The sequence below is a fragment of the Rathayibacter sp. AY1G1 genome (assembly GCF_002932095.1).
Classification (GTDB): domain Bacteria; phylum Actinomycetota; class Actinomycetes; order Actinomycetales; family Microbacteriaceae; genus Rathayibacter.
Genome location: NZ_PSUZ01000030.1, coordinates 22,639 through 37,258, shown reverse-complemented (window position 1 = coordinate 37,258; position 14,620 = coordinate 22,639). Strand labels below are relative to the sequence as shown.

The following is a 14,620-nucleotide window of genomic DNA, read 5'->3' as shown; positions in this document are numbered from 1 at the left end:
CCGCCCCCGAGGCCGCGGGCGAGATCCTGCTGGTCGCCGTCGGCCGCGGCCCGGTGACCGCGGGCATCGGCTTCTCGGCGGCCGGGGCCGGCTCGGGCTCGGCCGGGGCGGGGGCCTCGGCGTCGCTCTCGGCGTCGACCGACGGGGTCGCCTCGTCGGTGGCCTCGGTCTCGGCGGCCTGGACCTCGGGGGCCTCCTCGGCGGGAGCCTCGGGCTCGGACGCCGACGCGGCTCCGGAGCCGTCGCCGATGCGCACCAGCTCGGCGCCGACCTCGACGGTCTCGTCCTCCTGGACGAGGATCTCCTCGATCACTCCCGCGACGGGCGACGGGATCTCGGTGTCGACCTTGTCGGTCGAGACCTCGAGCAGGGGCTCGTCCACCTCGACGCGGTCCCCGACGTTCTTCAGCCAGCGGGTGACCGTTCCTTCCGTGACACTCTCTCCGAGTGCCGGGAGGCTGACGGATTCGCTCATGAGCCTGTCTCCTTAAGACGCTTGTGTTTCGATGTCCAGCTTACTGATGCGGAAGCGGCGGATCGCCGCACCGCAGTGGTTCTACAGGGCGTGCAGCGGCTTCCCGGCCAGAGCGAGGTGCGCCTCGCCGAGCGCCTCGTTCTGAGTGGGGTGCGCGTGCACGAGGGGCGCGACGTCCTCGGGGTGCGCCTCCCAGTTCACGATGAGCTGAGCCTCGCCGATCAGCTCGCCGACGCGGGCTCCGACCATGTGCACGCCGACGACGGGGCCGTCGACCAGGCGCACGACCTTCACGGAGCCGGTGGTCCCGATGATCGTGCTCCGGGCGTTGCCGCCGAGGCCGTAGTCGTACACGGCGACGCGCTCGGCGCCGTACTCGGCGATCGCGCGGGCCTCGCCGAGGCCGACGGAGGCCACTTCGGGGTCGCTGTAGGTCACCTTCGGGACGTTGACGTCCGAGACGACCTGCGGGCCCAGACCGGCGATCTCCTCCGCGACGAAGATCCCCTGCTGGAAGCTCCGGTGCGCGAGCTGGAGCCCCGGCACGATGTCGCCCACGGCGTACACGCCGGGGACGGAGGTCTGCAGGCGCTCGTCGGTCAGCACGTAGCCGCGGTCGAGGCGGACCCCGGCCTCCTCGAGGCCGATGCCCGCGGTCACCGGGCCGCGGCCGACGGCGACCAGCAGGATCTCGCCCTCCACCGTGGCGCCGCTCTCGAGCGACACGGAGACGCCGCCCTCGCTCTGCGAGACCGACGCGACGCGGGATCCCAGCTGGAAGGCGATGCCCCGCTTGCGGAAGGCGCGCTCCAGCTGCTTGCTGACGCTCTCGTCCTCGTTGGGAACGAGGTGGGGGAGGGCCTCGACGATCGTGACCTCGGCGCCGAACGAGCGCCAGACGCTCGCGAACTCGACGCCGATCACTCCGCCGCCGAGGACGACGACGCTCGCGGGCACGTGGTCGAGCTCGAGAGCCTGGTCGCTCGTCAGGATCCGGCCGCCGATCTCGATGCCGGGGAGGGTGCGGGAGGCGGACCCGGTGGCGACGACGATCGACGCGCCGTGGAGCACGTGCTCGCCGACGGTCACCGTGCCGGGCGCGGTGAGACGGCCCTCGCCCGTGACGACCGTGATGCCGCGCGAGGACACGAGGCTCTGGAGCCCCTTGTACTTGCCGGCGACGACGCCCTCGCGGTAGCGCGTGACGCCCGCCATGTCGATCCCGGTGAAGCTCGAGAGCACGCCGTACTTCTCTCCCTCGCGGGCGCCGTCCGCCAGCTCGGCGGCGTGCAGCAGGGCCTTGGTGGGCACGCATCCCCGGTGCAGGCAGGTGCCGCCGAGCTTGTCGCGCTCCACGAGCGCGACGCTCATCCCGAGCTGCGTCGCCCGGAGGGCCGCCGCGTACCCGCCGCTGCCACCTCCGAGCACGACCAGGTCGTAGCGCTCTTCCGACACCCAGTGACTCCCTCGCGACGTGCGGTCCCGCTTCCCGGCCGACCGGCTCCGGCGCTGAGCGCCGAGCGGATCGGGAGGGGGGACGAGGCGGGATCTCCCGCCCCGTCGACCCTACTACGCGCTCGCGAAGCCCTCGGCCAGGGCGATCAGCGCGCGCACCGAGACCCCCGTGGCGCCGGCTCCGGTGAAGCCGTAGCCGCCGCCTCCGTTGCTCGAGGGGCCGGCGATGTCGAGGTGCGCCCACGGGATCGTGGTCGCGTCCTCGCCCTCGCCGCGCTTCCCGACGAACTCGCGGAGGAAGTGGCCGGCGAGGAGCATGCCGCCGGCGGTGTTGCCCGGCTTGACGTTCGCGATGTCGGCGATGTCCGAGTTGAGCAGCGGTCGCAGCTCCGCGGGGAGGGGCATCTGCCAGAAGGGCTCTCCCGCCGCGCGGGCGGCGTCGAGGACGCGGGAGACCAGCTCGTCGTCGCCCAGAGCGCCGACGGTCCGGTTGCCGAGGGCGACCACGGAGGCGCCGGTCAGCGTCGCGACGTCGATGATCGCATCGGGCTGCTCCTCGCTGGCGGCGACGAGGCCGTCGGCGAGCACCAGCCGGCCCTCGGCGTCGGTGTTCAGCACCTCCACCGTGGTCCCGCCGCGCACGGTGAGCACGTCGTCCGGGCGGATCGCGGTCCCGGAGGGGAGGTTCTCGGCGATGCAGAGCCAGGCGGTCGCGCGGAGCGGGAGGCCGAGCTCCGCGATGGCGCGCACCACGGCGTACACGGTCGCCGCGCCCGCCATGTCGGTCTTCATCCCGATCATCGAGGCCGGCGGCTTGAGCGAGAGTCCGCCGCTGTCGAAAGTGATGCCCTTGCCGACCAGGGCGAGGTGGGTGCTCGCGCCCTCGGGCGCATAGGCGACCTTCACGAGGCGGGGCGGGCGGGAGGAGCCGCTGCCGACTCCGAGGATGCCGCCGAACCCCTCCTCCGCGAGGGCCTCCTCGTCCCAGACGGTGACCTCGAGGGGCAGTCCCTCTGCGCCGGTCTGCACGGCCTCGGCCAGCGTCTGCGGGTAGAGGTGCGACGGGGGAGTGTTGACGAGGTCCTTCACCGTGCCGACCGCGCGGCCGAGCACGAGCGCCCGGTCCAGGACGGCGGGGTCGGCCGACTCGCCGCCGCCCAGCAGGACGACGTGCTCGACGGGCGCCTTCGCCGCGGCGGCGGTGCTGCCGCGGAAGGCGGTGAAGGAGTAGGAGCCGAGCGCGGCGCCCTCGGCGACCGCGGCGAGCGTGCCGTCGGAGCCGGCGGGGAGGGAGAGGGCCACGGAGGCGGACCCCGCGAGCAGGCGGACGGCGGCGCCCGCGGCGTTCCGCAGCGCGGTGTCGTCGGGCTCCGCCGAGCCGAGGCCGACGAGGACGATCACTCCGGCACGGACCGAGGACGGCACGCGCACGAGCGTCTCGGCGGCGCCGGTCGCGCCGAGCGCGCTCAGCGCGGGGGCCAGCTCCTCGAAGCCCTCCGCGCCGACGAGCCGGGGACCGTCGGGTCCCGGGGCGACGCCGAGGACGAGGGCGTCGGTGTCGATGTCGGAGGCGGGAACGGTCGAGTACTCGAGAGAGGAGAGGGGCATGGCGGCAATGCTAGGCGCTGTTCGCTGAGGGCTCAGCGGACCCGGACGGGGCGCCGGGACCCCCGTTTAGACTGGACGCATGCTGGATCCGGAAGACCTGTTCGAGATCGAGGGCGACCTCTCCGAGATCCCGCGCGGGCTGCACCTCGTCGCGGGCCTGACCGGCTCGGCCGACGCCGGGGGAGCGGTGGGGCAGCTGGGGGAGTACCTCTTCGAGACCCTCGAGCACCGCGAAGTCGCGGTCTTCGACCAGGATCAGCTGCTCGACTACCGGGCCCGCCGCCCCATCATCACGTTCGACCAGGACCACCTGACGGACTACCGTCCTGCGATGCTCCGGCTCTCGCTCGCGCACGACGAGCTGCACCAGCCGTTCCTCCTGCTCACCGGCTTCGAGCCCGACTTCCAGTGGGAGCGGTTCACCCGCGCGGTGGTCTCCCTCCTCGAGCGGCTCGACGTCGCCTCGACCACGTGGGTCCAGGCGATCCCGATGCCCGTGCCGCACACCCGGCCCGTCGGCGTCACCGTGAGCGGCAACCGCGAGGACCTGATCGAGGCGATGTCGGTCTGGAAGCCGCACACGCAGGTGCCCTCGAACGTCCTCCACCTGCTCGAGCTGCGCCTCTACGAGCGCGGTCTGACCGTGGTCGGCTTCGCGCTGCTCATCCCCCACTACCTGTCGGACACCGAGTACCCGCAGGCGGCGGTCGCGGCGCTCGAGAGCATCTCGGCGTCGACCGGCCTCATCTTCCCGACGGACCGCCTGCGCGAGAGCGGGCGGGAGTTCCTCGGCAAGGTCGACGAGCAGGTCGGCGGCAACGACGAGCTGCAGAAGCTGGTCTCGGCCCTCGAGGCGCGGCACGACACCTACATGGAGGGGACGAGCCTCCGCTCGCCGCTCACCGACGAGGACGGCTTCGTGCCCAGCGCCGACGCGATCGCCGCCGAGCTCGAGAAGTTCCTCGCGATCCGCCGCCCGGGCGAGGAGCCCACCGCCTCCTGAGCGGCCGTAGGATCGGACGAGTGCGTGATCGTCGAGCCTGGTTCGTCTTCGGTGCCGGAGCGTTCGCCTACCTCGTCGCGGTCCTGGACCGCACGACGCTGGGCGTCGCAGGAGTGGACGCCGCGGAGCGGTTCGGGGTGGCCGCCGCCGTCCTCTCGTCGCTCGCCGTCGTCCAGCTGATCGTCTACGCCGGGATGCAGATCCCGGTCGGGATCCTCATCGACCGGTTCGGCCCGCGGACCCTGATCCTCTCGGGCACGGCACTGATGATGGCGGGCCAGGTCGTGGTCGCGATCGCGCCGGGCATCGGCGTCGCGATCGTCGGGCGGATCCTGCTGGGAGCCGGGGACGCCGCGATCTTCACCTCCGTGATCCGCCTCACGGTGACCTGGTTCAGCGGACCGATCGTGCCGCAGCTCTCGCAGTGGATCGGCAACATCGGCCAGGTGGGCCAGATCCTCTCCGCACTCCCGTTCGCGGCGATCCTCCACACGTTCGGCTGGGAGCCCGCGTTCCTCAGCGCCGCCGGCCTCGGGGCCGTGTCCTTCCTCGGCGTGCTCCTCCTGGTCGCCGACGTCCCGCCGCGCACCGAGCCGATCACGGTGGTGCCTCCGACGCTCCGGGCGACTATCGCGCAGCTCGGAGTGAGCCTGCGCCGGCCGGGGACGCAGCTCGGCTTCTGGTCGCACTTCGTCACGCAGTCCTCCGGCACGGTGTTCACGCTGCTCTGGGGCTACCCCTTCCTCGTCTACGCGATCGGCCTGCCGCCGACCGTCGCAGCGCCGACCCTCACGATCGTCGTGATCGCGGGAATCGTCGTCGGGCCCGTGCTCGGCGTCCTGACCGCCCGCCACCCCATGCGCCGCAGCAACCTCGTGCTCGGGATCGTCTCGGCGATGGCGGTCGCCTGGACCGTCGTGCTGCTCTGGCCCGGCGTCCCGCCGTACTGGCTCGTGGTGCTGCTCCTGATCGTCGTTGGAGCGGGCGGCCCCGGCTCCATGATCGGGTTCGACTTCGCCCGCACGTTCAACCCCTCGCGGAGCCTCGGCGCGGCGAACGGAGTCGTCAACGTGGGCGGGTTCCTGGCCAGCTTCACGATGATGTTCGCGATCGGCCTGATCCTCGACGCACTGGCCGGTCCCGGTGCCTCCTCCGAGCAGACCTACTCGCTCGAGCACTTCCGCCTGGCGTGGTGCGTGCAGTACGTGGTGGTCGGCGCCGGAGTCGTCGGACTCCTCGTCGCGCGCCGCCGGACCCGCCGCCGCCTGGCCGAGGACGAGGGAATAACCGTGGCCCCTCTCTGGGTTGCACTGAATGACCGGATGCGCCGCGGCCGCGCGGGGCGCTGACGGTCGTCCCCGTCGATCCGCCCTTCTGCAGACGCGATGTCCCAGCGGAACGGCCCGGATTCCGCCGGATCGAGCCCCACTCGCACCGCACCGCACGGCTGCACTACTCAGACGTGCAATAATTGTCAATAGGACCCGTTCGGGTCGAGGAGCACCAAACCCACGTCGGGCGTGCGACGTCCTCGACTTGACATGGGTCCTCGTAATGCCCACCGACGGACGACGCCCTCCCGCGCCGCCCGCCCCCGGGACGCAACGGATGGAGAGGTGCCGCCATGGCCACCAGAGCTACCAAGACCGCAACGCTCGACGCCGTCGACGACGACGTGACGACGACCACCAAGAAGCCCGCGACGCGCAAGCCCGCGGCGAAGACCACGGCGGCCAAGACCACCGCGGCCAAGACGACCCGCTCGCGCGCCACGACCAAGGCCGCCGCTCCCGCCGACACCGAGGAGGAGCCGACCGACGCCGTCGAGCCCGACGAGGCGGCGGAGGAGGAGGAGACCGAGGTCGTCGCCGAGGACACCGAGACCGAAGCGAAGGACGACGCGGAGACGCCGGAGGCCCCGGCCGCCGCTGCCGTCGCCGCTCCGGCCGAGCCGCTCCCGAGCGGTGCGCTCGTCCTGTCGTTCGGCGGAGAGGACGACGAGGTCCCGGTCTACTCGACCGCGATCACCGGTGCCACCGCCGACCCGGTCAAGGACTACCTGAAGCAGATCGGCAAGGTCGCGCTCCTGAACGCGGCCGAGGAGGTCGAGCTCGCGATGCGCATCGAGGCCGGCCTGTTCGCCGAGGACAAGCTCGCCAACTCGACCGACCTCAGCCCGGAGCTCGTCCGCGAGCTGCGCTGGGTCGCGAAGGACGGCCAGCGCGCGAAGAGCCACCTGCTCGGAGCGAACCTCCGGCTCGTCGTCAGCCTCGCGAAGCGCTACACCGGTCGCGGGATGCAGTTCCTCGACCTCATCCAGGAGGGCAATCTGGGCCTCATCCGTGCGGTCGAGAAGTTCGACTACACCAAGGGCTTCAAGTTCTCGACCTACGCCACGTGGTGGATCCGCCAGGCGATCACCCGCGCAATGGCCGACCAGGCCCGCACCATCCGCATCCCGGTGCACATGGTCGAGGTCATCAACAAGCTGGCCCGCGTGCAGCGCCAGATGCTCCAGGACCTGGGCCGCGAGCCCACGCCCGAGGAGCTCTCGCGCGAGCTCGACATGACCCCTGAGAAGGTCATCGAGGTGCAGAAGTACGGGCGCGAGCCGATCTCGCTGCACACGCCCCTGGGCGAGGACGGCGACAGCGAGTTCGGCGACCTCATCGAGGACACCGAGGCGGTCGTCCCGGCCGACGCCGTGGGCTTCACCATGCTGCAGAAGCAGCTGGAGTCGCTGCTCGACTCGCTCTCGGAGCGCGAGGCCGGCGTGATCCGCATGCGCTTCGGCCTCGGCGACGGCATGCCGAAGACGCTCGACCAGATCGGCGACACCTTCGGCGTGACGCGCGAGCGCATCCGCCAGATCGAGTCCAAGACGATGGCCAAGCTCCGCCACCCGTCCCGCTCGCAGTCGCTCCGCGACTACCTCGAGTAGGCCGGTGATCCGCTACGCGCCGGCGGTCCTCCTCGGGAGGGCCGCCCGGTTCGCCGCGCGGGTCCGGAAGCCCGGCGGGGGATCTGCTGTGCCCGGACTCGTGGTGAACCGCGTCGCGCCCGGATTCCTGCCCGCGGTGCTCGACGGATTCCGGGACGGCCTCGTGGTCGTCACGGGATCGGCGGGCAAGTCGACCACGACCAAGATGCTGGTCGCGGTGCTCCGCGCGCACGGGCTCCGGGTCTTCACCAACCCCTCGACGGCCAACATCGCCCAGGGGCTGACCTCCGCGCTCCTGGAGCGGGCGGACCTCCGCGGGCGGATCGACGCCGACATCGCCGTCCTCGAGATGGACGAGGGTCACGGCGCGCGCCTCGCGCCCCGGATGCGCCCCCGCGTCGTCCTGCTGACGAACGTGGTGGTCGACCAGATCGACCGCTTCTTCGACCCGGCCATGGTCGCCCGGATGCTCGGCACCATCGCCTCCCGCGCGACCGGTCCCGTCGTGCTGAACGCCGACGACCGCCACGTCGCCGATGTCGCGACCTCCCTCCCCGACGAGCGGATCCGCTGGTACGGCGTCTCCTCCTCCGTCCGCGACTCCGCGTCCGGCGGTCTCGGCTACGCCGCGGAGGCGGAGGCCGGGACCGACCGTGCGACCACCGTCGTCGAGAGCACGACGGGAGCGGCCGCGCGCATCATCAGCGACGGCGACCCGCTCGAGGTCCGGCTCCCCGCACGGGGCGTCCACTACGCGGTGGACGCCGCGGCGGCCGTCTCCACGGCCCGCGCCGTGCTCGCTGAGCGCTTCGACCCGGCCCTCGCCGCCTCCGCGCTCTCGAGCATCGACCCCGTCTTCGGGCGGGGCGAGATCGTCACCGTGCGCGGCCACGAGGTCGAGTTCGTCCTGGTCCAGAACCCGGCGAGCTACCGCCTGAACATCGCGGAGATCCCCGAGGGGACCGAGCAGATCATGCTCGCGATCGGCTCCGACGTCCGAGACCCCTCCTACTTCTGGCCCGTGGACACCTCCGTGCTCGGGCACGTCAGAGTCGTCTCGGGGTCGAAGGCGCACGAGGCGGCGCTGCACCTGCGCTACGACGGCGTCCGCGTCGACTCCGTCGACGAGGACCTGGGCCGCGCGCTCGACGCGTTCCTCGCTCTGCCGACCCCCGCCTCCGGCCGGAAGACCATCGTCTTCTCGGCCGATTCGATGCGCCGCACCCGTGCGCACCTGCAGCTCGTCACCAACCGCGAGGAGACCGCGTGACCACCCTCCGCATCGCCGTGCTCGCTCCCGACGTCCTGGACAGCAACGGCGACGCGGCGAACGCCCGGGTCCTCGCGGCTCGGGCGCGCTGGTCGGGCGTCGAGGCGGAGGTGGTGCCGCTGGTGACCGCCTCCGACGCCGAGGTCCGTCCGGACGTCCTGGTCGCCGGGACGGGAGCGGACGAGGACCTCCCGGGCGTCCTGGCACTCCTCCACGAGATCGCGCCGACGCTGCGGGCCTGGGTCGACCAGGGCACTCAGGTGGTCGCGGTCGGAGCCGGCTGGGAGATGCTGGCCGGTTCGATCAGCACGGCCGCGGGCGGCGCCCGGGGGATCGAGCTGTTCCCCGGAGACTCGGTCACGGGCGAGCGCGCGACCGACGACCTCCTCGTCGAGACGCCGGGCGGCGTCCTCGTCGGATTCGAGAACCACGAGCGCCGGATGACCGGGATCGCGCCCGAGCACGCGCTCGGCCGAGTGCTGCACGGCACCGGCGACGGCGCCGGCCACGAGGGCTACGCGGTGGGAGGCCTTCTGGGCACGCACCTGCACGGCCCCGTCCTCGCGAAGAACCCCTCGCTCGCGGACGCGATCCTGCGGCGCGCCCTCGGCGACGCCTACTCCCCGTCGGACGAGTGTCTCCGCCTGGTCGATGAAACGGCACGAGCCGCTCGCGAAGTGATCGCGAAGCGGCTCGGTGTCGGTCGGTAGGGCGCTGACGCGCCGTCCGGGCTGATCGGGGACGCGCTAGGGGCGCTGCTCCTCGAAGAGTCGGGCGGACTCGTCGTGCCAGCTCTGGGCGATGCTGGAGAGCTTCTCCTGGTACTTCTTCCCGTGGTGTGCGCAGAACAGCAGTTCTCCGTTGTTCACGACCACTCGGATGTACGCCTGCGCACCGCAGCTGTCGCAGCGGTCGGCGGCGGAGAGCTGGTGGGCACCGGCGAGCTCGTCCACGCCGTTCTGGGTTGCTGTGGTCGACATGACTTGGCCTCCTGCACTCGTTCTTCGATCTCTGCTTAGTGGAACCCATCCAAGCACGCGATTGTTTCCGCACGGAGTCGATCGGTCGGCATTTCGCTCTGCGCGTAGGGGCCCCGCGCCGAGCGGCCATCGTGCTGTCGTCGGGTGCCGCGCCACCGCGGCCGGAGCGGTTCCCGAAAGTAGACTGGGCGGATGGCCTCCACCGACTACAACGCCCGCCACCTCTCCGTCCTCGAGGGTCTCGAAGCGGTCCGGAAGCGGCCCGGCATGTACATCGGATCGACCGACTCGCGCGGCCTCATGCACTGCCTCTGGGAGGTCATCGACAACTCCGTCGACGAGGCGCTGGCCGGGCACGGGACCGAGATCAGCGTGCTCCTGCACGCCGACGGCAGCGTCGAGGTGCGCGACCGCGCGCGCGGGATCCCGGTCGACATCGAGCCGAAGACGGGGCTCTCCGGAGTCGAGGTCGTGTTCACGAAGCTGCACGCGGGCGGCAAGTTCGGCTCCGGGTCCTACGCGGCGTCCGGCGGTCTGCACGGCGTCGGCGCCTCCGTGGTCAACGCGCTCTCGGAGCGCCTCGACGTCGAGGTCGACCGCAACGGCCGCACCTACCGGATGTCGTTCCACCGGGGGGAGCCCGGGCGCTTCGCCGACGCGGGCGAGCCCACCCCCGACGCTCCGTTCACGCCGTTCGAGAACGGGTCGGAGCTGACGGTCGTCGGGAAGGTCGCCAAGGGCGTCACCGGAACGCGCGTGCGCTACTGGGCCGATCGCCAGATCTTCACGAAGGGCGCCTCGTTCCAGACGGACGACCTGGTGACGCGTGCCCGGCAGACCGCGTTCCTCGTCCCCGGCCTGACGATCGACATCGTCGACGACAGGGCGGACGAGCGCCGCGCCGAGATGTTCCGCTACGACGGCGGTATCTCGGAGTTCGTCGAGTTCCTCGCCCCCGACGCTCCCGTGACCGAGGTGCTGCGCCTCACCGGCTCCGGCACCTTCACCGAGACCGTGCCGGTGCTGACCCCCGGCGGCGCCATGGTGCCCACCGAGGTGGAGCGCACCTGCGAGGTCGACATCGCCCTGCGCTGGGGCACCGGCTACGAGACGGTGATGCGCAGCTTCGTGAACATCATCTCGACGCCCAAGGGCGGGACGCACCAGACCGGCTTCGAGCAGGGCCTGCTGAAGCTGCTCCGCTCCCAGGTGGAGGCGAACGCCCGCCGCCTCAAGGTCGGCTCGGACAAGCTCGAGAAGGACGACGTCCTCGCCGGGCTCAGCGCCGTGCTGACCGTGCGGCTCCCTGAGCCGCAGTTCGAAGGCCAGACGAAGGAGGTGCTGGGCACGCCCGCCGTCCGCGCGATCGTCGCCTCCACCATCGCCTCGACGCTGGGCGCGGTGTTCTCCTCGACGCGCCGCGAGGACAAGGCGCAGACCTCCCAGCTCCTCGAGAAGGTCGTCGCCGAGATGAAGTCGCGGATCTCGGCCCGCGCGCACAAGGAGACGCAGCGCCGCAAGAACGCGCTGGAGTCCTCCTCCCTTCCGGCGAAGCTGGTCGACTGCCGCAGCAGCGACGTCGAGAACAGCGAGCTCTTCATCGTCGAGGGCGACTCCGCCCTCGGCACCGCCAAGCTCGCCCGCAACAGCGAGTACCAGGCCCTGCTGCCGATCCGGGGGAAGATCCTCAACACGCAGAAGGCGAGCATCGCCGACATGCTCTCGAACGCCGAGTGCGCCTCGATGATCCAGGTGATCGGAGCCGGCTCCGGCCGCTCCTTCGACCTCTCGGCCGCCCGCTACGGGAAGATCATCCTGATGAGCGACGCCGACGTCGACGGCGCCCACATCCGCACCCTGCTGCTCACGCTCTTCTTCCGCTACATGCGGCCGCTCGTCGAGGCGGGGCGCGTCTTCGCCGCCGTGCCTCCGCTGCATCGGCTCGTGGTGATGAACGCGGGGAAGAAGCCGAACGAGACGATCTACACCTACTCCGAGAAGGAGCTGCAGAGCGTGCTCGCGGCCCTCGGCAAGGCGGGCCGCCGCTACCAGGACCCGATCCAGCGCTACAAGGGGCTCGGCGAGATGGACGCGGACCAGCTGGCCACGACGACCATGGACCGCTCCCGCCGCACCCTCCGCCGGGTGCGGGTCGCCGACGCGGAGAACGCCGGCCGGGTGTTCGAGCTGCTGATGGGCAACGACGTGGCACCCCGCAAGGAGTTCATCGTCCGCGGGTCCGAGTCGCTGTCGCGGGACCGCATCGACGTCTGAGCCGCGGGGCTCAGAACACCTCGGGCGCCGCTCCGATCGTCGCGATCGGCGCCGCGAGCGCCACGCCGGAGCCGTCGCGCTTCATCCCGGAGTCGGGCAGCGCGGCGACCGAGCCGTCGGCCTCGAGCGCGTGCGCGGGTCCGGGGCCGACCCACGCCACTCCGAGGGCGGTCTCACCCTTGAGGAAGCGCTGCGCACGGACTCCGCCGGTGGCCCTGCCCTTGGCAGGGAACTCCGAGAACGGCGAGACCTTCGCACTGCCGGTGTCGGTCCCCGAGAGGGCCCAGCTGTCGACGGCGACCGTCGCGACGACGGCCTCGTCCCGGTCCTCGGCGGCGACGACGGCGAAGTGCACGACGTCGTCGGTCTCGGCCAGCTTGACCCCGGCCATCCCCGCGGCGGTCCGGCCCTGAGGGCGGACGGCGGACGCGGGGAAGCGCAGCAGCTGGGCCTCGCCAGTGACGAAGACCAGCTCGTCCTCCTCCGCCGACGCGGCCGCGCCCACGACGGCGTCCTTCGGCTTCAGGGCGATGAGCTCGATGTCCGGGCGGTTGGGCAGCTCGCCCGGCGCGACGCGCTTGACGACGCCCTGCTGGGTGCCGAGCGCGATCGGCCGCTCGTCGTCGAGGGCGACGAGCGCGAGCACCCGCTCGTCCTTCGCCAGGTGCGGGAGGTAGTCGCTCATGCGCACGCCCGCGCCCAGCTGCACCGAGGAGGAGGGGACGGCGGGCACGTCGACCGGCGAGAAGCGGAGGAGCCGACCGGCGCTGGTAACCGCGCCGATCTCCGTCCGGCTGGTCGTGTCGAGCACGCTGAGGACGGCGTCGTGCTTCGAGCGGCGCGTGGCGCGCTCGGGGTGGGGAGCGGCCTCGGGGTCGCGGTCGACCCGCACCATGCGGCCGGTGGTGCTCAGCAGCACCCGGCAGGGCACGTCCGCGATCTCGAGCACCGCGGCGGCCTTCCGCCCGGTGGTGGCGACGGAGGGACGCGCCTCGGTGAGCAGGGTGCGCCGCGGGGTCCCGAGGCGCTGGGCGACCTCGTCGAGCTCGTCCGAGACCAGCTCGTCGATCCGTGAGCGGCTGGCGAGGAGGGCCTCGAGCTCGGCGATCTCGGCGAGGAGGGTGTCGCGCTCGGTCTCGAGCTCGATGCGCGAGAACTTCGTGAGGCGGCGGAGCTGGAGCTCGAGGATGTAGTCGGCCTGCAGAGTGCTGAGGTCGAAGACCTCGATCAGCCGGGCCCGCGCCGCCGCGGTGTCGTCGCTCCCGCGGATCAGCTGGATGACCTCGTCGATGTCGAGGATCGCGATGAGCAGGCCCTCGACCAGGTGCAGCCGCTCCTGGCGCTTGCGCAGTCGGTAGCGGGTCCGCCGGGTGACGACCTGCACCCGGTGGCCGATGTAGACCTGCAGCAGCTCCTTCAGGCCGAGGGTGCGCGGGCCGCCGTCGACCAGCGCGACGTTGTTGATCGAGAACGCGTCCTCGAGGGGCGTGTAGCGGTAGAGCTGCTCGAGGACGGCCTCCGGGCTGAAGCCGGTCTTGATCCCGATGACGAGCCGGAGGCCGTTGTCCCGGTCCGTCAGGTCGGTGACGTCCGAGATGCCGCTGAGCTTCTTGTTCTGGACGCCGTCCTTGATCTTGTCGATGACCTTCTCGGCGCCGACGAGGTAGGGCAGCTCGGTGACGACCAGGCCGGACTTGCGCGCGGTGATGCTCTCGACCGAGACGCGCGCGCGGGTCTTGAAGCCGCCCCGGCCGGTCGCGTAGGCGTCGCGCACGCCGGCGAGGCCGACGATCGTGCCACCGCTCGGGAAGTCCGGTCCGGGGACGAACGACATCAGGTCGTCCAGGGACGCGTCGGGATGGGCGATCAGGTGCCGGGCCGCCCCGATCACCTCCACGAGGTTGTGGGGCGCCATGTTCGTCGCCATGCCGACGGCGATGCCGCTGGCCCCGTTGACCAGCAGGTTCGGGAACGCGGAGGGGAGGACCTCGGGCTGGTCGTGCGAGTTGTCGTAGTTCGGGACGAAGTCGACGACGTCCTCGCCGAGGTGCTCGGTCATGGCCGTGGCGGCCGGGGCGAGGCGGGCCTCGGTGTAGCGGGCCGCGGCCGGGCCGTCGTCGAGGGAGCCGAAGTTGCCGTGCCCGTCGACGAGGGCGACCCTCATCGTGAACGGCTGGGCGAGGCGGACGAGGGAGTCGTAGATCGAGGCGTCGCCGTGCGGGTGCAGCTTGCCCATCACCTCGCCGACCACGCGGGCCGACTTCACGTGGCCGTGATCGGGCCGCAGCCCCATCTCGCTCATCATGTAGAGGATCCGGCGCTGCACCGGCTTGAGGCCGTCGCGGGCGTCGGGCAGGGCCCGCGAGTAGATGACCGAGTACGCGTACTCGAGGAAGGACCCCTCCATCTCGGCCGAGACGTCGACGTCCTCGATGCGCTCGGTGAGCGAGGATCCGGAGGAGGGGGCTGCAGCGTTCATGACTCGATTCGGTGGCGGGCGCGGGGCGGCGGCGGGGGACTGCACCGCCCTGCGGCGCTCGACGGGACGGGCGGAGCGGAGACGGCGCCTCGCGGACGGGACCGGCCCTCCCGTTCACGCGGACGCTCCGCCGCA

Annotated in this window: 11 protein-coding genes; 6 read left to right on the top strand and 5 right to left on the bottom strand. The window is 71.9% G+C overall.

The annotated features are described in order from the left end of the window. The 3 genes from C5C36_RS14995 to C5C36_RS14985 all read right to left on the bottom strand — a co-directional run. Nucleotides 1-475: biotin/lipoyl-containing protein (locus C5C36_RS14995; RefSeq protein ID WP_308470907.1), on the bottom strand; the 475-nt coding region annotated here is incomplete at its 3' end. Nucleotides 476-556: 81 nt separating this feature from the next. Continuing rightward, the gene (gene lpdA / locus C5C36_RS14990; RefSeq protein ID WP_104222126.1) at nucleotides 557-1,930 is read right to left on the bottom strand and encodes a dihydrolipoyl dehydrogenase; all 1,374 of its coding nucleotides are present in this window, start codon (nucleotides 1,928-1,930) and stop codon (nucleotides 557-559) included. A 114-nt stretch (nucleotides 1,931-2,044) separates the two neighbouring features. Further along, nucleotides 2,045-3,538: a leucyl aminopeptidase gene (locus C5C36_RS14985; protein ID WP_104225226.1), complete on the bottom strand. Its 1,494-nt coding sequence runs from the start codon at nucleotides 3,536-3,538 to the stop codon at nucleotides 2,045-2,047. Between the two features lie 79 nt (nucleotides 3,539-3,617). On the opposite strand from C5C36_RS14985, the gene C5C36_RS14980 reads away from it, so the two are divergent. The 5 genes from C5C36_RS14980 (at nucleotide 3,618) to C5C36_RS14960 (ending at nucleotide 9,462) form a co-directional block, all read left to right on the top strand. Continuing rightward, complete coding sequence (locus C5C36_RS14980) at nucleotides 3,618-4,541, top strand: proteasome assembly chaperone family protein (RefSeq protein WP_104238748.1); 924 nt, start codon at nucleotides 3,618-3,620, stop codon at nucleotides 4,539-4,541. Between the two features lie 20 nt (nucleotides 4,542-4,561). Then, complete coding sequence (locus C5C36_RS14975) at nucleotides 4,562-5,890, top strand: nitrate/nitrite transporter (protein ID WP_104309988.1); 1,329 nt, start codon at nucleotides 4,562-4,564, stop codon at nucleotides 5,888-5,890. Nucleotides 5,891-6,165: 275 nt separating this feature from the next. Next, nucleotides 6,166-7,482, top strand: a complete 1,317-nt coding sequence (locus tag C5C36_RS14970) for an RNA polymerase sigma factor (RefSeq protein ID WP_104283621.1) — start codon at nucleotides 6,166-6,168, stop codon at nucleotides 7,480-7,482. 88 nt (nucleotides 7,483-7,570) lie between these two features. Beyond that, nucleotides 7,571-8,752 carry a Mur ligase family protein gene (locus C5C36_RS14965; protein WP_146085352.1) on the top strand — a complete coding sequence of 394 codons (1,182 nt, stop codon included), beginning with the start codon at nucleotides 7,571-7,573 and terminating at the stop codon, nucleotides 8,750-8,752. Next, entirely contained in the window at nucleotides 8,749-9,462 is a 714-nt protein-coding gene (locus tag C5C36_RS14960; protein ID WP_146085351.1) for a type 1 glutamine amidotransferase, read from the top strand. The genes C5C36_RS14965 and C5C36_RS14960 overlap by 4 nt, the downstream gene beginning before the upstream one ends. 36 nt (nucleotides 9,463-9,498) lie before the next feature. Here the strand turns inward: C5C36_RS14960 and C5C36_RS14955 are convergent, their stop codons facing one another. Continuing rightward, a complete protein-coding gene (locus C5C36_RS14955) occupies nucleotides 9,499-9,732 on the bottom strand; it encodes a hypothetical protein (protein WP_068212876.1) in 234 nt (77 codons plus the stop codon). Between the two features lie 192 nt (nucleotides 9,733-9,924). On the opposite strand from C5C36_RS14955, the gene C5C36_RS14950 reads away from it, so the two are divergent. Then, nucleotides 9,925-12,006 carry a type IIA DNA topoisomerase subunit B gene (locus C5C36_RS14950; protein ID WP_104225230.1) on the top strand — a complete coding sequence of 694 codons (2,082 nt, stop codon included), beginning with the start codon at nucleotides 9,925-9,927 and terminating at the stop codon, nucleotides 12,004-12,006. A 10-nt stretch (nucleotides 12,007-12,016) separates the two neighbouring features. Here C5C36_RS14950 and C5C36_RS14945 read toward each other — a convergent pair whose 3' ends face one another. Continuing rightward, a complete protein-coding gene (locus C5C36_RS14945) occupies nucleotides 12,017-14,485 on the bottom strand; it encodes a DNA topoisomerase (ATP-hydrolyzing) subunit A (protein WP_104222110.1) in 2,469 nt (822 codons plus the stop codon). Nucleotides 14,486-14,620: the final 135 nt, after the last annotated feature.